At 37.4% G+C, this 19965-nt stretch carries 24 protein-coding genes, 7 tRNA genes and 2 rRNA genes; 31 read left to right on the plus strand and 2 right to left on the minus strand.

Annotated elements, in window-relative coordinates; all coding sequences use genetic code 11:
- The 25 genes from IEX29_RS12120 to IEX29_RS12235 all read left to right on the plus strand — a co-directional run.
- Positions 1-98: ribosomal RNA gene (locus IEX29_RS12120) — 23S ribosomal RNA — on the plus strand; the annotation flags it as partial.
- A 126-nt stretch (positions 99-224) separates the two neighbouring features.
- Positions 225-340: ribosomal RNA gene (rrf, locus tag IEX29_RS12125) — 5S ribosomal RNA — on the plus strand.
- Positions 341-460: 120 nt separating this feature from the next.
- Positions 461-535 (plus strand) — tRNA-Glu (locus IEX29_RS12130).
- Between the two features lie 3 nt (positions 536-538).
- Positions 539-614, plus strand: a tRNA-Val gene (locus IEX29_RS12135).
- 22 nt (positions 615-636) lie between these two features.
- Positions 637-713 (plus strand) — tRNA-Met (locus IEX29_RS12140).
- Between the two features lie 4 nt (positions 714-717).
- Positions 718-794 (plus strand) — tRNA-Asp (locus IEX29_RS12145).
- Between the two features lie 97 nt (positions 795-891).
- A tRNA-Phe gene (locus IEX29_RS12150) sits at positions 892-967 on the plus strand.
- A 10-nt stretch (positions 968-977) separates the two neighbouring features.
- Positions 978-1051: transfer RNA gene (locus IEX29_RS12155), tRNA-Gly, on the plus strand.
- A 10-nt stretch (positions 1052-1061) separates the two neighbouring features.
- A tRNA-Ile gene (locus IEX29_RS12160) sits at positions 1062-1135 on the plus strand.
- A 409-nt stretch (positions 1136-1544) separates the two neighbouring features.
- On the plus strand, positions 1545-1790 hold the full coding sequence (locus IEX29_RS12165) for a hypothetical protein (RefSeq protein WP_188734715.1): 246 nt from the start codon (positions 1545-1547) through the stop codon (positions 1788-1790).
- A gap of 435 nt (positions 1791-2225) precedes the next feature.
- On the plus strand, positions 2226-3119 hold the full coding sequence (locus tag IEX29_RS12170) for a Vgb family protein (RefSeq protein WP_188734716.1): 894 nt from the start codon (positions 2226-2228) through the stop codon (positions 3117-3119).
- Between the two features lie 14 nt (positions 3120-3133).
- Positions 3134-3784 (plus strand): Vat family streptogramin A O-acetyltransferase, encoded by a 651-nt coding sequence (locus IEX29_RS12175; protein WP_188734717.1) that lies wholly within the window; start codon positions 3134-3136, stop codon positions 3782-3784.
- A gap of 372 nt (positions 3785-4156) precedes the next feature.
- A complete protein-coding gene (locus IEX29_RS12180) occupies positions 4157-4429 on the plus strand; it encodes a CD3324 family protein (protein ID WP_188734718.1) in 273 nt (90 codons plus the stop codon).
- 189 nt (positions 4430-4618) lie between these two features.
- Entirely contained in the window at positions 4619-5332 is a 714-nt protein-coding gene (locus tag IEX29_RS12185) for a TrmH family RNA methyltransferase (protein ID WP_188734719.1), read from the plus strand.
- 176 nt (positions 5333-5508) lie between these two features.
- Positions 5509-6195, plus strand: coding sequence for an MBL fold metallo-hydrolase (locus IEX29_RS12190; protein WP_188734720.1), 687 nt, complete (start codon positions 5509-5511; stop codon positions 6193-6195).
- 20 nt (positions 6196-6215) lie between these two features.
- Positions 6216-6725 carry a kinase gene (locus IEX29_RS12195; protein WP_188734721.1) on the plus strand — a complete coding sequence of 170 codons (510 nt, stop codon included), beginning with the start codon at positions 6216-6218 and terminating at the stop codon, positions 6723-6725.
- Positions 6726-6778: 53 nt separating this feature from the next.
- Entirely contained in the window at positions 6779-7126 is a 348-nt protein-coding gene (locus tag IEX29_RS12200; protein WP_188734722.1) for a nucleotidyltransferase family protein, read from the plus strand.
- A gap of 6 nt (positions 7127-7132) precedes the next feature.
- The gene (locus IEX29_RS12205; protein WP_229720194.1) at positions 7133-7711 is read left to right on the plus strand and encodes a Uma2 family endonuclease; all 579 of its coding nucleotides are present in this window, start codon (positions 7133-7135) and stop codon (positions 7709-7711) included.
- Between the two features lie 99 nt (positions 7712-7810).
- Positions 7811-8248 carry a VOC family protein gene (locus tag IEX29_RS12210; protein WP_188734724.1) on the plus strand — a complete coding sequence of 146 codons (438 nt, stop codon included), beginning with the start codon at positions 7811-7813 and terminating at the stop codon, positions 8246-8248.
- 328 nt (positions 8249-8576) lie between these two features.
- Positions 8577-9002, plus strand: coding sequence for a class I SAM-dependent methyltransferase (locus IEX29_RS12215; protein WP_229720195.1), 426 nt, complete (start codon positions 8577-8579; stop codon positions 9000-9002).
- Positions 9003-9033: 31 nt separating this feature from the next.
- Positions 9034-9180, plus strand: a complete 147-nt coding sequence (locus IEX29_RS26715) for a hypothetical protein (RefSeq protein ID WP_229720196.1) — start codon at positions 9034-9036, stop codon at positions 9178-9180.
- Positions 9181-9355: 175 nt separating this feature from the next.
- Positions 9356-10255, plus strand: a complete 900-nt coding sequence (locus IEX29_RS12220) for an ABC transporter ATP-binding protein (protein WP_188734725.1) — start codon at positions 9356-9358, stop codon at positions 10253-10255.
- A 16-nt stretch (positions 10256-10271) separates the two neighbouring features.
- Positions 10272-11018, plus strand: a complete 747-nt coding sequence (locus IEX29_RS12225) for an ABC transporter permease (RefSeq protein WP_188734726.1) — start codon at positions 10272-10274, stop codon at positions 11016-11018.
- A 33-nt stretch (positions 11019-11051) separates the two neighbouring features.
- Positions 11052-11501, plus strand: a complete 450-nt coding sequence (locus tag IEX29_RS12230; protein WP_188734727.1) for a LytTR family DNA-binding domain-containing protein — start codon at positions 11052-11054, stop codon at positions 11499-11501.
- Position 11502: 1 nt separating this feature from the next.
- Positions 11503-11913, plus strand: coding sequence for a DUF3021 domain-containing protein (locus IEX29_RS12235; protein ID WP_188734728.1), 411 nt, complete (start codon positions 11503-11505; stop codon positions 11911-11913).
- A gap of 97 nt (positions 11914-12010) precedes the next feature.
- On the opposite strand, the gene IEX29_RS12240 is transcribed toward IEX29_RS12235, so the two are convergent.
- Positions 12011-12886: a DMT family transporter gene (locus tag IEX29_RS12240; RefSeq protein ID WP_188734729.1), complete on the minus strand. Its 876-nt coding sequence runs from the start codon at positions 12884-12886 to the stop codon at positions 12011-12013.
- Positions 12887-13141: 255 nt separating this feature from the next.
- Here IEX29_RS12240 and IEX29_RS12245 point away from each other — a divergent pair, with 255 nt between their 5' ends.
- The 6 genes from IEX29_RS12245 to IEX29_RS12270 all read left to right on the plus strand — a co-directional run bounded on the left by IEX29_RS12245 (position 13142) and on the right by IEX29_RS12270 (position 18508).
- Complete coding sequence (locus tag IEX29_RS12245) at positions 13142-13567, plus strand: VOC family protein (protein WP_188734730.1); 426 nt, start codon at positions 13142-13144, stop codon at positions 13565-13567.
- Between the two features lie 337 nt (positions 13568-13904).
- The gene (locus IEX29_RS26720) at positions 13905-14852 is read left to right on the plus strand and encodes an SEC-C metal-binding domain-containing protein (protein WP_204799035.1); all 948 of its coding nucleotides are present in this window, start codon (positions 13905-13907) and stop codon (positions 14850-14852) included.
- 172 nt (positions 14853-15024) lie between these two features.
- On the plus strand, positions 15025-16008 hold the full coding sequence (locus IEX29_RS12255; protein WP_188734731.1) for a tRNA dihydrouridine synthase: 984 nt from the start codon (positions 15025-15027) through the stop codon (positions 16006-16008).
- Positions 16009-16022: 14 nt separating this feature from the next.
- Complete coding sequence (locus IEX29_RS12260) at positions 16023-16373, plus strand: DUF2200 domain-containing protein (RefSeq protein ID WP_188734732.1); 351 nt, start codon at positions 16023-16025, stop codon at positions 16371-16373.
- A 188-nt stretch (positions 16374-16561) separates the two neighbouring features.
- A complete protein-coding gene (locus tag IEX29_RS12265; RefSeq protein WP_188734733.1) occupies positions 16562-17704 on the plus strand; it encodes a 5-methyltetrahydropteroyltriglutamate--homocysteine S-methyltransferase in 1143 nt (380 codons plus the stop codon).
- Positions 17705-17983: 279 nt separating this feature from the next.
- Positions 17984-18508, plus strand: coding sequence for a helix-turn-helix domain-containing protein (locus tag IEX29_RS12270; protein WP_229720197.1), 525 nt, complete (start codon positions 17984-17986; stop codon positions 18506-18508).
- Between the two features lie 108 nt (positions 18509-18616).
- On the opposite strand, the gene IEX29_RS12275 is transcribed toward IEX29_RS12270, so the two are convergent.
- Complete coding sequence (locus tag IEX29_RS12275) at positions 18617-19603, minus strand: NAD-dependent epimerase/dehydratase family protein (RefSeq protein ID WP_188734734.1); 987 nt, start codon at positions 19601-19603, stop codon at positions 18617-18619.
- Positions 19604-19965 lie beyond the last annotated feature (362 nt).

The raw sequence follows: 19965 nt of genomic DNA on the forward strand, positions 1-19965 counted from the left end.
AGTAAAATCCCTCAGAGACGATGAGGTTGATAGGTCCGAGGTGGAAGCGTGGCGACACGTGCAGCTGACGGATACTAATCGATTGAGGACTTATCTAAGTTTTTGGTGTCACGTTACTCTTATTTAGTTTTCAGGGTGCAAATCCGAATTGAATACAGTTAAGGATGTTTGATTAAAATTGTCCACGTCGTGTGGACAACATCGAACGGCCTACATCCTGTAGGTCTGGTAGCGATAGCGAAGAGGTCACACCTGTTCCCATGCCGAACACAGAAGTTAAGTTCTTCAGCGCCAATGGTAGTTGGGGGCTTCCCCCTGCGAGAGTAGGANATAATTATTTCACAGTACCTAAATGGTAGAGCTTCGGTTAATAATCGATGCTTGTAGATTTGAAGTTTAACTTTTAAGAAAATCTGCCTGTGAAATTATTTATTTTCCTATTAACTGGAAAATAATTCCTGGCCCGTTGGTCAAGCGGTTAAGACACCGCCCTTTCACGGCGGTAACACGGGTTCGAATCCCGTACGGGTCACCAAATGGAGGATTAGCTCAGCTGGGAGAGCACCTGCCTTACAAGCAGGGGGTCGCAGGTTCGAGCCCTGCATCCTCCACCATATAAGATGTATAAGTTCATATCGCGGGGTGGAGCAGTCTGGCAGCTCGTTGGGCTCATAACCCAAAGGTCGCAGGTTCAAATCCTGCCCCCGCAACCAAAATGGTCCGGTAGTTCAGTTGGTTAGAATGCCTGCCTGTCACGCAGGAGGTCGCGGGTTCGAGTCCCGTCCGGACCGCCATATATCACCCTGGATTAATTGATAGAGCCATTGATTTATAATTAGAAAGAGTCATAGGTTCGAATCATTTTAATTTCTCCATACATAATAGTTAATTGGCTTGGTAGCTCAGTCGGTAGAGCAGAGGACTGAAAATCCTTGTGTCGGCGGTTCGATTCCGTCCCGAGCCACCATCTTAAATATGCGGGTGTAGTTTAGTGGTAAAACCTCAGCCTTCCAAGCTGATGATGAGGGTTCGATTCCCTTCACCCGCTCCATTATTAAAATGGGCCTGTAGCTCAGCTGGTTAGAGCGCACGCCTGATAAGCGTGAGGTCGGTGGTTCGAGTCCACTCAGGCCCATTACTTATACAGATATTTATGATGCAAATCTTATACATTCGTATGTTAAAATAAGAATTATCATGGTGTTCTTCATTCAAGGGATAGACCAACAGCCTTCTAAGCTGTAGGTCAATGATTTAAATCCTCTTTATGAGGTCTTTTTTTTAGGAAAATTACTCGAATGACTGTAAGACCTCTCTTTAAAGAAGGCGGATTATGTGGGATCTTAAAACCTTCTTTTTTCGTTTACATATTTATGACTCTCTCCTTCGTCTGTTCCATTTTTCCCTTCAAAAGCCTTTTTTGCCGTATATGGAGCATGTTCAATCAAAACCTATTTCAAAGTAAAATTAACCCATAGCTTCAAACTATATTGTTAGAATGCTATAATTGATTTTTCACACTAATTTTAAAGGAAGAAATATACATGAGACTATACGACAATCAGCTCTCCTTTAATCCTAATTTTGCAGTTATTGGTGATTTGAGATGTGACAATGCGCCCAAAAGAAGAATTATTCTTGATTTTATTATAGGACGCGCTGCTGGCAAGGAAGAAATATCAAAAGATGTCTTAACAGAGGATATTACATGGAGCGTTATTAATAAAGATGAAATACATGGGTTTCTGAACTTCTATCAAAAAGTGTCTGAAGCTATATTTCAAAATTGATCCTAAATTGATATAATTATCATACAAATAATTCCTTGATTTTTATAGATCATTATGTTTAAACTTAAAGTAGATAAATTTTGAAAGGGTGAATAGAGTACATGATTTATTAATCCTATTTATAAGAAAAACATTCGTTATAAGCTGCGAAACGTTTTCTGGATAGGGATAAGTCTGTTCTTTTTACTCAAATAGTACAAACTAGAAAAATATTTGTACATCATCTTCCCATTCAGAAACCGGACATTTATAACATGGCATTTTCTGAGTAGGATTCATGATGTACTTCATAATAATCAAAAGGTTTTTGTCTTTTTGTTATTTATGATTACCTCCTGTTCAGAAGTGGATAGGAGGTTTTTTTATACCTTCTTCCAGATATGTTTAAGAGGTTCATTATAAGAAATCCAATAATTAAACAGAGGAGAAAACAGGATGAAAATGAATATAACAGAATTTACAATCGCTAAAGCTGATTCGGGTCCTTATGGTATTGCCGCAGCAAAAGATGGAAATGTTTGGTTTACGCAATATAAAGCAAATCAGATTGGCTGCATCAATAAGAATGGAGAAATAAGAGAGTATGCAGTGCCCACTCCAGACGCTAAACTGATGTGCTTAACTGTCTCTTCTAGCGGCGACATCTGGTTTACTGAGAATGCCGCCAATAAAATAGGGAGACTGACAACAGCAGGTGATTTTACAGAATACGCATTGCCGCATCCTGATTCAGAGCCGTATGGAATAACAGAAGGTCCAAACGGCGATATCTGGTTTACCCAGATGAAAGGAGGCCGTATTGGAAGGCTGACAGCTGATGGCACGATTTATGAATATGATCTGCCAAATAAGGAATCCTATCCAGCTTTCATCACTATGGGTTCAGATAACGCTCTTTGGTTCACAGAGAATCAAAATAATGCCATTGGAAAGATTACAGATATAGGAGAGGTAACAGAATATCCTATACTAACCCCCGCATCAGGTCCGGTCGGTATTACTAATGGTCCAGATAATGCGGTCTGGTTTGTCGAAATTATAGGCAATAAAATAGGGCGAATTACGATAGACGGGGAGATAACAGAATATGATATTCCAACTTTAAATTCACGTCCGCATGCGATTACTGCTGGGGAAAATGATGATATGTGGTTTACGGAATGGGGGGCAAATAAGATTGGTCAAATTTCGATTATGGATGGAAGCATGAATGAATATGACATTCCAACATCAATCGCAGAACCGCATGGCATCACATGTAATGAAAATGGGGAGATCTGGTTTGCGTTGGAGTGTAATAAAATAGGCTTTATTAGTAAAAATTTATAAAAGGATGTGGATATATGTCAGAAATATTAAAAGGACCTGATCCCAACCAAATATATCCGATAGCTGGAAATAAAAATGTTCAGTTTATCAAACCTTCGCTGACAAAAAAGAATATCGAAGCGGGTGAGTACACGTATTATGACAGCAAGGATGGAGAGTCTTTTGAGGATCAAGTTTTATATCATTATGAATTGCTGGGGAATCGATTAATTATCGGAAAGTTTTGCTCCATCGGGCCTGGAGTTACCTTTATCATGAATGGAGCGAATCACCGTATGGATGGCTCCACGTATCCTTTTAATATCTTCGGGAATGGTTGGGAAGAGCATACACCTACGTTGGATATGCTGCCTTTAAAAGGGGACACAGTTATTGGTAATGATGTCTGGATTGGAATGGATGCGATGATTATGTCCGGTGTAACCATAGGGGATGGAGCGATCATTGGAGCTGGATCCATCGTAACAAAAGATGTTGAGCCCTATACCATTGTTGGAGGAAATCCTGCTAAGCAAATCAAAAAGAGGTTTCCTGAATCTAAAATAAAAGAGTTATTGCAGATAAGATGGTGGAATTTAGAAATTCAGGTCATTAATGAACATATGGATGCTATTCTCCGTTTAGATCTGGAAGTGCTGAAGAAGTTATCGAGGGATGATAAATAACTTTATTGTTATTTAATAACTCCAGACGATATATATTTTTCATTGGAGAGATTAATCGTATTGCAGAACTAGAGTCGGCTCTGATTTCAATATCATGATAAAAATAAACAAAAACGGTTTCTCAGAGTTAAGCAATCTTATATACTAAGCTAAAAAACAAAAGAAGGTGAGTCCAGTGAATTCAAGGTTTCCCATAATCGGTATGGTACTTGTTAAACTCCACGCAAAGTCTATATTATGAACAATAGCGGTACTTTGTGTGGAGTAAAATAATAACCGCTCTTTTTCATTCTAACTGACCTGACAGGAACAGTTTATCGTATAGACTTTGCTGCCTTAAAATTAATTACATTTTTAAGGAGCGGAGTTAGAATGAAATATATAAAAGCTGACTATGTTTTCCCGGAAGAGTTACTTAAAGAAATACAGAAATATGTAAACGGCGAGTTAATTTATATTCCGAAATTGCCGGAAGAAAGAAAAAAATGGGGAGAAAAAACAGGAACAAGAGAATATCTTGATCAAAGAAACGCTGAAATTAGAAGGAAATTCAGTGATGGAATGTCTATTGATAAACTCACAGAAACTTTCTGTCTTTCCTATGATAGTATTAAAAAAATTGTTTACTCAAAAAATATAAAATAACAAAGGGCTTGAGGAGAAAATCATCCTCAGGTCTTTTTTGTGCATCCTTGATTATAAATCATTTTCTATATATCAGTAGAGATCGATATATTCTATACTTCGTATTAACAACACTCATACGCTGTGAAGATAATTCCCTGCGATAATGAAAACTTTTAAGATTAAAAAATCATAGGGTGTGATAAAGAAATGGCTTATAAAATATATAATAAGAAGTATGATTATTCGTATACTCTGGGTATTTATCCAACGATAGAGCTGCTTCAAAACAAAGCGGAGGTAATTGAAAGGGTGTTGCTGTATTCAAAAGTACAAAATAATGCAATACGTAAAGTCATCCATTTATGTAACCAAAAGCAAATAAGATTTGAAGTGAATGATAAGCTGATTAATAAATTAAGTACAAAAGATAATTGTTATGCAATTGGAGTATTTAAAAAACAATTCAACGGACTTGCTCAATTTGATAATCATATTGTATTAGATAGACCTGGTGATATGGGGAATATGGGAACAATTATCCGGACCGCAGTCGGTTTTGGAATTATAAATCTAGGTATAATTCTGCCAGCGGTGGATGTCTATAACCCGAAAGTCGTCAGAAGCTCTATGGGTTCTATTTTTAAAACTAATATCCAATACTTTGAAAGCTTTCAAGAATATATGAATAACTTTCATAATGCTATTTATACGTTCAGATTAGATGGGAAAATAGAGCTGCATAAAATAGAAGTTAATAAAAGCAAGGCGTATACTTTAGTTTTTGGAAATGAAAGTTCCGGTCTTCCAGATGATTATCAGGTGCTTGATGATGGAATTGTTATACGTCATACACAGGATATTGATTCATTGAACCTGGCTGTTTCTGTAGGAATAGCAGCACATCATTTTAGGAGTGTATAATAAAATTAGGTCAATAGATAATAATAAGGAGCTTACTATTTGCTAGAGAGATTTTTGTAAAAAGTCACCATATTTAGTTTAAATTATAGAGGCGCATGGTTTCAGTTTGGGGAATTTATACAGTAGCTGAAAGACAAGTTGTAGTATAAATAAAAAAATAATAAGGATGGAGTAGAATGAAGATAATAGAATTACCAATTGAATTCGAATTTAATGGACAAAAAAATCATATTTATCCCAGCTTAATCATATTAAATGATGAATTAACCCTGGTTGATACAGGATATCCCGATTTTTTGCCGTTAATTGAAAATGAAATTATGAAAAATGGATTTGATATGAGAGATTTAAAGAATATAATCATTACACATTATGATGACGATCATATCGGCTCCTTATATGATTTTAAAGAAAAGTATTATTGGATTAACATTATTGCAAATGAAATAGAATCAAAATATATTAGTGGTGAAATGGAGTCAGAGCGGATGACCCAAGCAAAGGAAATACTGAAAAATATGTCAGAGGAAGAAAAAAGATTTGGTAAATGGTTTGTTGGGCAATTAGAGAACTTGAAGCATGTTCCGGTTAATGAAAAGGTACAGGATGGTGATATGATTTTAGATAATAAGTGTAGAGTAATAGCAACGCCGGGACATACTTCGGGGCATATTTCACTATATTTCCCAGGCTTGAAAAGTATTATTACTGGGGATGCAGCTGTGAAGGAAAATAATGACTTGGTTGTGGCTAACCCACACTTTTGCCTGGATATTTCAAATGCAAAGCAATCTTTGAATAAAATTAAAAATCTTAAAGCTGAGACGTATTATTGCTATCATGGAGGAAAAGCCAGTTTATAGCCGGAAGCAGGAGGAGAAATATGGAATCTAATCTAATTATTATAAGAGGAAACTCCGGTAGCGGAAAAACAACTACTTCAAAAGCACTTCAAAATTATTTGGGACACGAAACTCTATTGGTTTCTCAAGATGTTGTCCGCCGTGATATGTTGAAGGTTCATGATAGAAAAGGGAATCTATCCATAGAGTTGATTCGGCAAATCGCTGAATACGGGAAAGGTAAATGTGAATTTGTTATTGTGGAAGGAATCTTATATGAAAGTCATTATGGTGAAATGCTGCGTCATTTGATTCAATTTTATAACCAGAGGACATTTACTTATTATTTTGATCTATCCTTTGAGGAAACGGTTGCACGTCATAACGAAAGTTCGAAAAAAATGGAATTTGGAGAAGAATCCTTACAAGCCTGGTGGAAACCGAATGACTATCTTGGCGTGGAGGGAGAAAACTTACTGACTAATGATATGTCACAGGACGATGTCATGGAACTGATTTTAAACCAGCTGCAAAGGAATAAACATAAATAATAATGGTATAATTTAATAATAAGACGTTATTATCTAGAAATGGCGGTGATAATATGATATCTCAAAAAGATATCCTTGATGAATTGTCAAAAAATTTGAATACATGGAAAGAAAAGTATGGTGTGAAACGGATCGGGTTATTTGGTTCATATAGCCGGGGAGATTATAAAGAATCCAGCGATATTGATGTAATTGTAGAATTTAATGATATGAATTTGTCCTTTGATAACTATATGGATTTAAAATTCCAGCTTGAAGATCATTTTCAAAAACCAGTGGATTTGGTTATTTTAGATGATATTAAACCTGCTTTAAGACAAAAAAATTTAAAAGTGCAATTTATCACAGAGAATAGCCATGAAACTCCTGCCTTAAATGACAGAATAGTAAACTATTCGTAGAAAGGAATGATTATATTGCCCATTCCAAATAAAAAAGAGAAATATTCATATGCTGATTATCTGACCTGGGATGAAGGGGAAAGACTTGAGTTAATTGATGGTGATATTTTTAATATGTCACCTGCTCCTTCACGCAGGCATCAGCAGGTTTTGAGAGAACTTTCTACTGCTTTTTCTATTTTCTTAAGAGAGAAGGAATGTGAAGTATTCTTTGCTCCTTTTGATGTGCGGTTATTAGTGGATAATAAGCAGGATAATGATATAAACAATGTTGTTCAACCTGATTTAGCTATTGTATGTGATCAGGAAAAATTGGATGATAAGGGGTGTAACGGGTCACCTGATATGATTATCGAAATTCTCTCCCCTGCATCCATTAAATTAGACCGCTGGATAAAATACCAGCTTTATGAAGAAGCAAAAGTAAAAGAATACTGGCTTGTTGATCCTGTAAACGAATCAGTAGAAATATATCTGTTAATTGACGAGCAATACAAATTTCAGGGTGTCTTTACAAAAGGAGAGACAATTTCAGTTCATACTTTACCTGATTTAAAATTAGACTTGGATCAAGTGTTCATGTAGAATTCTTGTCACTTCTTGATTCTGAAGTTTTCAGCAATTAAGAAGAAATCTGCAAACCCCTTATGTGATAAGGTTAAGAGAAAAATAGGGGGGAAGTAAATGAAACTTCAACGAATAGATCATATAGGACTCATCGTAAATGACCTTCCTGCTGTTAAAGCTTTTTTTCTTGAGCTTGGACTAAGAGAGCTTGGGGAGGCAGAAGTGGAAGGAGAATGGGTTGAACAAATTATTGGACTGCCTAATGTAAAAGAAACGGTAGCTATGTTAGAGGTGCCGGATGGGGAAGCAAGGATAGAACTGATTAAATTTCATTCGCCAATAGATGGAAATGATGTTCAGCATCCACAGCCAAATACGTTGGGGCTCCGGCATATTGCATTTGCTGTTGAGAACATAGAAGCAATTGTTGCCAAATTGGAAAAGGCAGGAGCAGAGATTTTTGGTGAGATACAAAACTATGAAAATGTTTATAAATTATGCTACATTCGCGGGCCGGAGGGTATTATTATAGAACTGGCTGAGAAAATTGGATAAATATCTAAATGTAAAAAAATCGCTAATAACGTTTTAAAGTTAATAGCGATTTTTTATTTTTAATTGTTGGGAATTGATGAGCAGTTAATGCTGCCTTTCTGTTCTTAGATAAATGCTCTAAAAACGCTTGTACAACTTTTTCATTTCTAATACCCCCTCCATTTTCTCCAATTACTGTATAATAGCCATTAAGAGCTTCATGACGGAATCATTAGCATTGGCTTATTTAGCCGCGCCTATAATACATCTTCATCTAGATTTCTGTATTTTATGGTTAACGACGGAGATTACAAAAAACAGACTTGAGTAAAAAGAATCGAGGAATGATATGGATCGCAAAGCACTCATTAAAAAGTTTGATAAGCAGGCTGAAAAATATGATAAAAGACGAAAGAATGATCAATTGTACAGGTTTCGCCAACGAATTTTTCAGGAAGCAGAGGGGAAAGTGCTGGAGGTTGCTATTGGGTCAGGTCTTAATTTTCCTTTTTATCGCAGCGATATTGAATTGACAGGTGTGGACTTCAGTCGTGAAATGTTGATAATGGCAGAGCGTGCGGCAGCAGATTATCCTTTTCCATCTACATTTATACAAAAAGATGTTGAAACGATGGCGTTTAACGATAACAGCTTTGATACAATTATATCCTCCACCAGCTTCTGTGCTTATCAGAAGCCTGTCGATGTCCTGAACCAGTTTCAAAAGTGGTGTAAGCCAGAAGGAAAAAATACTTCTGCTGGAGCATGGTATTAGTACAAATAAAATCCTGGCAGGGGTGCAGAAAATGATAGATCCTTTGGCAGTAAAGGTTGAAGGGTGTCATCAGAACAGAAATATTTCTGATATTGTAGATAGCTCAGACGTAAAGGTTATTAAAGAAGAGCGTTACTTAGCAGGTGTTTTATACCTGATATGGGCAAAACCAAGCTAATACATGAGATGAGTTCGCTTGCAACTGCATTACACATCACTAGACTAATCACCAACCCGCATATATTTTATGCGGGTATTTCTGCATGTCATACATATTCCCCCGCATGTTATACCATCCTTTCCCGCAGACTCCCGTCCCTTTGCCATAATAGAGGTGAAAGGAGATGATAATCATGCTGACAATTCATAACGTAACAAAGCATTATGATAAAACGGAGGCTTTAAAAGATGTTTCCATTACCATTCCCGGAGGAACCTGCTATGGGCTGGTCGGCCCTAATGGCGCTGGTAAATCCACATTAATTAAAATGATTACCTCCATTATTCGTGATTACGAAGGAAAAATTGAGTTCAATGAAAAAGAAATTACTGACAAAACAAAACAGAAATTAGGCTATGTCCCTCAGGAGATTATTTTAGAAGAAGACATCTCGGCATTCAGTAATTTACAGATGTTTGGCAGGTTATACAATCTAAAAGGAAACAGCTTGAATCATCGGATAAAAGAAGTGCTGGCACTAATCGGTCTTAGTGATAGGGGAAAAGATAAAGTATCTACGTTTTCAGGAGGAATGAAGCGCAGGCTGAATATTGGGTGCGCCCTGATGCATAACCCGGATCTGATTATCATGGATGAACCAACTGTCGGCATAGACCCTCAATCAAGAAAATATATTTTTAAAATGATTGAAGATCTGAAGACAGCTGGAAAGACTGTTATTTATGCCAGTCATTATATGGAAGAGGTTGAAAAGCTCTGTGATTACGTTGCCTTTCTTGATCGCGGAGAAATGATTGAAAATGGTGCGATCAGTGAATTACTCCAGCAATATGCTATACCCTCTATTTATGTAAAAGGAAGCGGTATTCTTCAGGACACATTAGAACAATATGGAACCGTTTCACAGGAAGATGGTGCGTTTATACTATATACAGAAAAAGCCCTGGAGGCAATGGAACATATTATATCCCACTGCAGGGAGAATCGTCTTGAGGTAGAAAGACTGGAGCTTGTTCATCCCCGTCTGGAAGATGTATTTTTCAGATTAACTGGAAGTAACTTGAGAGACTAAATGAGGAGGTGTTACAATGAAGGCAATTATGTTCGTTGAATTAAAGAAGCATCTACAGGATAAAGGGCTTGCTTTTTGGATGTTGATTCTGCCTATTCTATTTACGGTTTTATTTATTTCTGTATTTACAACTGGCGATAATGAAGCCGTCAATCAAGAAATTATTCAGTCGATTGTACCGGGGTATATCGTGATGTTTGTATTTTTTATTATGATTTCGATGGTGCAGGTGTTTATTAAAGACAGAGATAGAGGAATGACAGCCAGACTTGCAAGTACTCCGCTAAAAAGCTATTATTACCTGCTTGGAAAATGGCTGCCGTTTACGTATATCGTGATTATTCAGATTGTTGTGTTATTTTTGTTTGGAAAAGTCGTTTATAACGTTTCACTGGGGCAGCCAATCATTCTGTTGATTTTGTCCTTGTTCATTACGTTTACAGTGACAGCCATCGGGCTCGCAATGGCGCTTACTGTAAATACAGAAAATATGGGAATTGCAATTACGCAAATCATTGCTCTGGGCGGAGCGATGCTGAGCGGCTTATGGATGCCGCTTGAAATGATGCCGGACTTTATGCAGACAATTGCTCATTTTCTGCCTCAGTACTGGGCGCATCAATCTTTTCAGGATGCCATGGCAGGGACCACTCAAGTGTCGGAGCTTCTCCAAACATTGGGGGTATTATTTGCAATCGGGGCAGCTGCATTTATTATCGCCATCATCCGTTATCCCTATTTTCTAAAAAGAGCCGTAAAATAACGGAAGATAAGGAGCACATATGGGGGAGATGGAATGAAAATAAACATCGATATCGATGATAGTCATGAAGAGACGCGGATAACCATTCAAGCGAAGGAATGGACACAGGAGCTGGAAGAGCTCGTAAATATGATTAATAAGAAAAAACAACAGCGATTACCCGGTATAAATCAAGAACAAACAGTGCTTTTGGAGCCAAAGGAAATAGATTACATTCATGCCGAAAAAAGAAAAATATTTGCTGTGTCCAGGAGTTCGCATATTGAAGTGAAAATGAAGCTGTATGAAGTGGAAGAATTCCTGATTCCTTACGGTTTTATGCGCTTTTCAAAGTCTGTTATCGGCAATATTCATCGTATTGAGAAATTTGAAGCATCCTTTAATGGAAATTTATGTGTTTATTTTCAATCCGGCAACAAGGAATATATTACACGGAAATATGTAAATGCGATTAAAGAAAAATTGATTCAAGGGGGGCAGTAAAATGATACTCGAAGCTTTAAAGCGAGCTGTTGCAGGAATAGCTATTGGAGGTATACTAACGTTTATTGCCCTCACTATTATGAAATTTAATGAATATGAAGCTACTGTTTCAGAAATTTGGATGCATATGGGAGCCAGTATGCTATTAGGAATATACTTTGGTGTCTCCTCGCTTATTTTTGGAGACAGCGGCGACAATCTTGTTAAAAAGTCTATTATCCACTTTCTCCTCTCTTATAGTGTCTGGCTTATTATTGCTGGTACGGCCGGATGGGTACCGCTTAATGTACCAGTTCTCTTAGGGAGCAGTCTGTCATTTAGCTTATTATATCTGCTAAACTGGTTTGGATGGTTCCTTTACTTTAAGAAAGTGGAAACGACATTAAATAATCATTTGCAGAAAAATAAATAGAAATTGAGACCGGGATGGAGAAAACAATACGGATTATTAGTTGATATCAAAGCGCTATGCACGCATACATTGCTAAAGAGTGCATAGCGCTTTCTGACTATTTTTTTATATCTCCAGTTTCTTTCAAATCTCGATTGTTCCTCAAGAACATATAAAATGATGCACCGAATATAGCCAGATATCCGAGGATACTCCAAAAATCAGGGATTTGTCCAAATAACAGAATACTGATAATACCAGAGTATACAACGGTAGAATAGAAAAAGATGGATATTTCTTTGGCCGGTGCAAATTTATAGGCGATAGTAATGCCAAACTGACCAACCGTCGCGGACATCCCCGCAGCAAGCAGATAAATCCATTGCTGTGCTGTCATCGGTTCGTAAAAGAAGATGACAAATGGTAATAAAATTACCGTTGAAAATGTAGAAAAGTAAAACACAACCGTATAAAATTGTTCTTTATTTCCAAGGACACGTAAAACAGTGTAAGCACCGCCTGCAAAAACGGCAGATAAAATCCCGGCTACATATGGAACAGTGTCTAAGCTGAAGACCGGTTTAATAATAAATAGAGTCCCGAGAAACGCGATAATAACTGCAACTACCTGAAAACGCATCACATATTCTTTTAAGAAAATTGCAGCCAAAATAATAGTGATAAATGGACTCATTTTATTCAACATATCTGCGTCAGAGAGAACAAGGTGGTCAATTGCATAGAAATTCAGCAATACGCCTGTCATTCCCAATGCAGAACGAAGCATCAAATATTTTTGGTTTTCTCTTTTACCAAAAAGCCGTTCTTTATGATATATCACAAATCCTAACGCAATAATCATTGATACGCCATTGCGAAATAAGGATTTTTGTAAGGTAGGTATATCCCCTGACAGCTTTACAAACATAGCCATTAACGCAAACCCTGCTGCCGATAATAATAACAGCACGATACCTTTGTTTCTGTCACTCATGAAGCCATCATACCTCCAGTTATTAATGATTAGACACTTTTACTATCTTAATACGAGGTGGACAGGATGTAAACAAACAGGCTTCAAACAAAATTTTTGTAATTATTAAATTATCAAGGCAAAGTGATTTTCAATATGTTAGTATAGGAATATATGTTCTTGTTTAGTGTGAGGAATAGTGAAAGAGGCAGGAAGTATTCTTTATGCCTTCTTAAAAAAATAAATATCTAAAATCAGGAAGGAGGCAGTTTTCTAATGAACAATAAATTATTAAGGGTTGGAACTACTTATATTCCGGTAACAAATGTAGAACGATCAGCTGAATGGTATTTAAATAAATTAGGTGCAGAATTATCCTATAAAGATGAGGACAAGGCTATTTTAAACCTTGCAAACCAAAGTTTTTTTCTGGTGAAATCGAGTGAAAGACAAAACTCTAATTTTGTTGATGTTTACGGCGAGGAACGCTTTTCCTTAACATTTGAAGTAGACGGGTTAGAATCTTTGCAGGTACTGCACGAAGAGTTGATAGAGAGTGAAGTTAGAACGCAAGAGATTGAAAATAGAGGGCATGCTGGAAGGAATTTTGTTTTCTATGATTTAGATGGTAATAAATTTGATGTGTGGAGTGAGCTTAGTCTGGCGTTTAAAGAGAAATATTTGGAAGGAAATTGGAATTAGTGCATTATCTTTCATATGTAAAACTTACCTATCAATAAATAAGTTATAACATGCGAAAAATTACATTAGCTGATCAATGGATACTTTCCATAGGGCATTTTGGATGAAATACGATGCAAATCTTAGCCTGAATGATTTATACTTTTATCTGGAAAAACATTATAATGAAAATAGGTTGAAATAACAAATAATAGGTGTGCTGTTATGTTGTTCAGCTATAGTCTGTTCGAAACTACGGCTGTCCAAAATTGCAATCGATACACTTTAATCACACTGCTTTCAGGTCTTGCTGATAAGCTTATTTTATTCAATCACGAAAGCAAAGGAGCTGTGGAATTTGAAAATTGGCAGAAATGATCCATGTCTATGTGGCAGTGGGAAAAAGTATAAAAAATGCTGTATGGATAAAATAGAAAATAATCAGAGTAATACAGTTACCCTGCCAGACCGTTTTTGGCAGTTAGAAGATGTTGAGGAACTGGATACAAATATAATCCTGTCAAATTTAAACAGGTATGGTGTCCTTATAACGGAAGAAATATTCATAAAGGAATTAAAAACAGTTATGTCAGCAGAAGAACTGGTGCAACAATGGATAGAAAGGTACCGATTAAACACAAGCGACCGGATGATTGACTTTACATTTTTGGCAGTTAAAGTACTCGCAAAACGATTGGCTCCAGAACATTTATTGTTGGAGCGTATAGATGATTGGATTGAGGAAGGATATGAGCATGATAAGGGGTACTTTGATGAAGAAGAAGCAGCGATATGGTTGAAAGCATGGGATTATTTGCTGCGATGGGCAAAAAGGAAGGGTGTTAGTTCTGTTAGTGAATTGGATCAATTCGCCCGGCAGTCCATGAATAATGTATTTTCAAACTGGATACCTGAGTTGGACATGGCTTTAGCAAATGCAAGTATACATGATAAAGTGTACGCGAAGGCCAGAAACGCCTTTGCAGACGAATTCCTGGAAAGGTTTCCTGATTCTGATACATCCATCATAGATATCGCCATCGTGGCTAAAGGAGAGGCTTTGTTTCGGCTGGGGGAAATAGAGCAAACAGAGCGGGTATTTAAATCATATATTGAGAAACAGCCGAAAAATACATGGATTTATATCCATTGGGCTGATTTATATAATCCAAAATTGCGATCTCGTGCGGAAAACAGGGAAAAAGCAATTGGCTTATATCAGCAGGCAATCGCATGTGCCGATAATAAAGCAGACCTTGAAATTGCTGAGGAACGGTTAGGGGAGTTGATTGAATTAGAACATTAAACTTGCTGTTCCGGCGAAATTTCGCGATTCTGTCTTTTTGTACTTCCCAACCCTCTTGTGATAATATAATCATGGACAAAATAAAAAGAAGCAGAGTCTATTCCTGCTTTAATATATTGGGTAAGAAGTTAATTCCTTATCCATCCATAAATGAGAGGATTGAAATTGAGAAATGGCAAATAATTTTTGGCGTGATTTACCACGACCGTTTTTTATATTGGCGCCGATGGAAGATGTAACAGATGTTGTTTTTCGTCATGTTGTAGCTGAGGCCGGCCGCCCCGATGTGTTTTTTACCGAGTTTACAAATACTGAGAGCTATTGTCACCCTGAGGGAATTTACAGTGTGCGCGGACGTTTGACCTTTACGGAGGACGAACAGCCGATGGTTGCTCATATATGGGGAGACAAGCCTGATAATTTTCGGGAAATGAGTATTGGTATGGCGGAAATGGGCTATAAAGGTATCGATCTTAATATGGGATGTCCTGTACCAAATGTTGCCTCCAAGGGGAAGGGAAGCGGACTGATTCTTCGCCCGGAGGTAGCAGCGGAAATTATCCAGGCTGCAAAAGCCGGCGGGATTCCTGTCAGTGTGAAAACAAGGCTGGGTTATTCGAATATAGATGAATGGCGCGACTGGCTGAAGCATGTATTTGAGCAGGATATCGCGAATCTCTCTATTCATTTGCGTACAAGAAGAGAAATGAGTAAAGTCGATGCACATTGGGAATTAATCGGAGAGATTAAAAAGCTTCGTGATGAGATTGCACCTGATACGATGCTGACGATTAATGGAGATATACCTGATCGGGAAGCAGGCTTGAAGCTTGTAGAAGAATTTGGAGTAGATGGCGTCATGATTGGACGCGGTATTTTTAAAAATCCATTCGCATTTGAAAAGGAACCGAAAGAGCATAGCAGCCAGGAGCTGCTCGACTTATTAAGGTTACAGCTGGATCTGCATGATAAATATTCAGAGCTGGAGCCCCGGGCATTTAAGCCATTGCGCCGTTTCTTTAAAATTTATGTCCGCGGATTTCGAGGAGCAAGTGAATTAAGACATCAATTAATGAGTACAGAAACAACGGATGAAGTTCGCGAATTGCTTGATACGTTTCATTTGGAAATAGAAGATGCAGTAACGGAACAATAGATGGAGGTTGTGCTATGGCTAAGCATCGTATATATACCATGACTTTTGCAAGTGTTTATCCTCATTATGTGAACAAAGCAGAGAGGAAAAACCGTACAAAGGAAGAAGTCGATGAAATTATCACTTGGCTGACAGGCTATAGCCAGGAGGAAATCGAAGCACAAATCGAAAATAAGGTCACTTTTGAGTCATTTTTTGCCGAAGCTCCAAAGATGAATGACTCCCGCTCCCTGATTAAAGGTGTGATCTGTGGAGTGCGTGTGGAAGATATTGAGGATCCACTGATGCAGGAGATTCGTTATTTGGATAAGCTGATTGATGAATTGGCGAAGGGGAAGGCAATGGAGAAGATATTACGGAAATAAGGCTTAATGCAGAGAGGCACTGATTCAAATATAAGAATCAGTGCCTTTTGTTATGAGGTAAAAAATCTATCTGTTGCCATAGCTTAAAGCTATGGCAACAGATAGATTTTTAGTGTTAGTATATATCGAAGTAACCACGTATACTTACTTGTAATTAAGAAAACAAACTTGGAGGAGTGTATATACTTATGACAAGCAAGTTACCTTTAAAAGCAGATCATGTTGGAAGTTTTCTAAGGACCAATGCTATTAAACAGGCGAGAGCAAGCTATGCAAACGGAGAAATTGATCAAGCAGCGTTAAAGGAAGTAGAGAATCAGGAAATTGAAAAATTAGTAAAAAAGCAGATTGAGGTCGGATTAAAAGCGATTACGGATGGGGATTATAGGCGGAGCTTTTGGCATCTTGATTTCTTTGTGAGTTTAAAGGGGATAGAAAAAGTAGAAATAGATCGAGGTCTCCAGTTTGCTGATGGGGTTGAAGTTCGCAGAGTAAGCTATGAAATTAAGGATAAAATTGAATTTGATGAGAATAATGCTATTATCAATGATTTCCTGTATCTTAATGATCTTGTGAAAAAATATGGTGATGGGACGCAGGTTGCCAAGGTAACTGTTCCGGCACCAGGCGTTATTTTCTACCGAAATGTCACAGATGAGGAGAGAGAAGTATATCCAGATGCGCATGCGCTATTTCGTGACTTAGGGAAGGCGTACCGTGAATTGCTTCAGCAATTATATAATGCTGGCTGCAGATACATCCAATTCGATGAAACAACATTGACAACCTTTGCGGATGAGGATTTTGTATCTTTAATGACAGGAATTACCGGATTATCAAAAGAAGAAGTACTTCAACTCATTATTGACGCAACAAATTATGCGCTGGAGGATAAACCAGCTGATTTGCTTGTATCTGTTCATATGTGCCGTGGCAACTTTAAATCAAAACATATCCATGCTGATGGCGGCTATGATTATGTTGCACCATCGTTTGATAAGTTAAATTACGATGCTTTCTTCCTGGAGTATGACAATGAGCGGAGTGGTGATTTTAAACCATTAGAGAATATTCAACGCCGTGATGTAGAAGTAGTACTTGGCGTGTTCACATCTAAATTCCCGGAGCTGGAAGAGGAGAATGCCATTCATGAAAGAATTAAGGAAGCCAGTCAATATATTCCTTTAGAAAATATAGCAGTAAGCCCACAATGCGGCTTTGCCAGCACGGAGGAAGGAAATGTTTTAACAGAAGAAGAGCAGTGGAATAAGGTGAAGCATATTATTCAAATAGCTGAGAACGTTTGGGATAAAGCTTCCATTGATAAATGAACTCAGGCTTAACGCTTTTTCCTTATAGTTATTGTTCGCAGGTCGTCTCTTTAAAATTAACATAAAGTTGCGCCCTGTTAACCCTTTGGATAGGATGAGTCCAAAGGGTATTTTTATAGAAAAGAACAATTTAATTCCAGTTTCATTTGAAGTTAGGTGAAGCAGCTTTAAAAAAGTTGATAAAATAGCCTTCGCAACCAATAGTTGCGTCTTAGTTGGTAGTAATTAACATGTAATTTGATTATGCTGAGAGTAACAAAATTGGAAAGAGGGTATGAAATGATGGCATTAGGAACAAACATAAAAAGTAAAAGAAAATCCTTAAAGTTTTCACAAGAATATGTAGCCGAACAGCTTCAGGTCAGTAGACAAGCAGTATCAAAATGGGAAATGGGTCAATCAGAACCATCAACTAATAACCTCATAAAGCTGGCAGAGTTATTTTCCTGTGATGTTACTGAGATACTTGCGCAAGAGCAAAAGCAAACAGAAGAGAGAAAAAGGACAGAAAAACAAGAATCCAAGACTATCAAGCCACCCGGGAAGTGGTATTTTTCTTTTGTTCATCTTATTTTAACAATAATTCTTTTTTTGCCCTCTTTTATTTCTTATGAAAATGCTGTATTTAAAACTGTTGCTTTATTATTAGTTGTTAATGTTTGTTGTTTTAGTAATGAATATTTAGTTACTAAATATTATCAATTGAACCAGCAAAAAAATGCCAAAAAAGGATATGTAATATTTATCGAAATACAGATATTTATTACGGTAATATTATTCATTATTTCGAAGCTCCTGTTCTAACATAAAAGAAAACTGGGGGAATTTATCGTGGGGGCAGCCGCATAAAAAATCCGAACGAGTCCAGATTTTGATGGATCGTTCGGATTTAAAGAAAAGCTATAACTCATACTACATATTAATTTTCGTATCCTCCAGGCAACGCTTAATCGTCTCCACAATCGCCTGTCTAATATCTGCTTTATTATATTTTAAAAGCGGCATTGTATCATTTGGATCGATATAGGCATCACGATTTTGAATTTCTGCAGTAACAGCTTGGTGAATACCATGTTCTTTTCCTTCAGCAGCTGTTTTTTCATCATACTGTGCCAAAGCAGGCTTCATTTGTTCGAGTGGTACGACTTGGACGATCGTTTCTTTTTGTCCAAGCTCATCAGCAATCATCTGGAAGAAATCTTTATGTTTCATATTTGTATCGGAAATAGCATAGTGTTCTCCATGTCTTCCATATTCCAAAGCGCCGATAGTTGCTTCGGCTACTTGTTGAACAGTGACCATGGCTGTTCCGCCGCCAAGTACCGGAACAATTTCTTTTCCTTGGATTTGCGGAAGGAACATCGCCCACAACGGTGTACGTCCAGGCATTGTTCCAAATATATATGGAAGGCGCAGGGACATCACATCCATTTGGCCTTCTCCTTCCATGAAGGCTATTTCTTCTTGTAATAGTCTTGTTCTTGGATAGGCTTGCTTTTTCAGGTTAAGCTCAGGCCATTCTTCAGCAAAATGCGCAAAATAAGAACCGTAAATGACGAATTTTTTTACCCCGGCAATTCTAGCGAGACGAGCTAAACGCTGTGTTGGCAGTACATTTGCTTCATAGAAAAAATGAGTTGCTGGTATTTCAGGAACCATTCGTTCATCAGCTCCTGCAGCATAAATAAACATATCCTGCCCGGCTAATATATCTAAAATTTGTTCATCCGTCATTTCATTGATATCTCCAAGATGGCACTCAACTTCCGGCGGCAACAGTTCTGGCGCCGGCATTGGAGGCAGTGCGACCGTAGATACTTTATATTCTCGTTTCAACAATTCCCGAACAGTATGGTACCCGAGTAATCCTGTTCCTCCTAAAATAAAAACGTTTTTCATATGTGAACTCCTCCTTGATTGTGAATGATTGAACAATATTTCTATCTTTAGTATAGCAGATACAAACGGGAGTGAATGGATAGGTTGTGACTAACATGTGAAATGTTTCACATGTTATTAAAAGAAAACGGTTTAGGAAGAAATATCTCGAGGATACTTCACGGAAAGTTTGTTTCAGTTTAACTGACAGTAAAACTCTCACTTTAAGAATTTAAAATAATTAAGAATAATAAGCGATGATTTACTGTCAGTATAAGCTTAATTCTTTCAAGTAGCTACGGATAGGGCAGAGCTAGTAATATAGAGTACAATTCAGGTATTAGCGAAACCCCGCTTTAAAAGAGGGTTTTAATATCTGGCTT

This window comes from Oceanobacillus neutriphilus, assembly GCF_014645515.1.
Taxonomy (GTDB): Bacteria; Bacillota; Bacilli; order Bacillales; family Amphibacillaceae; genus Oceanobacillus; species Oceanobacillus neutriphilus.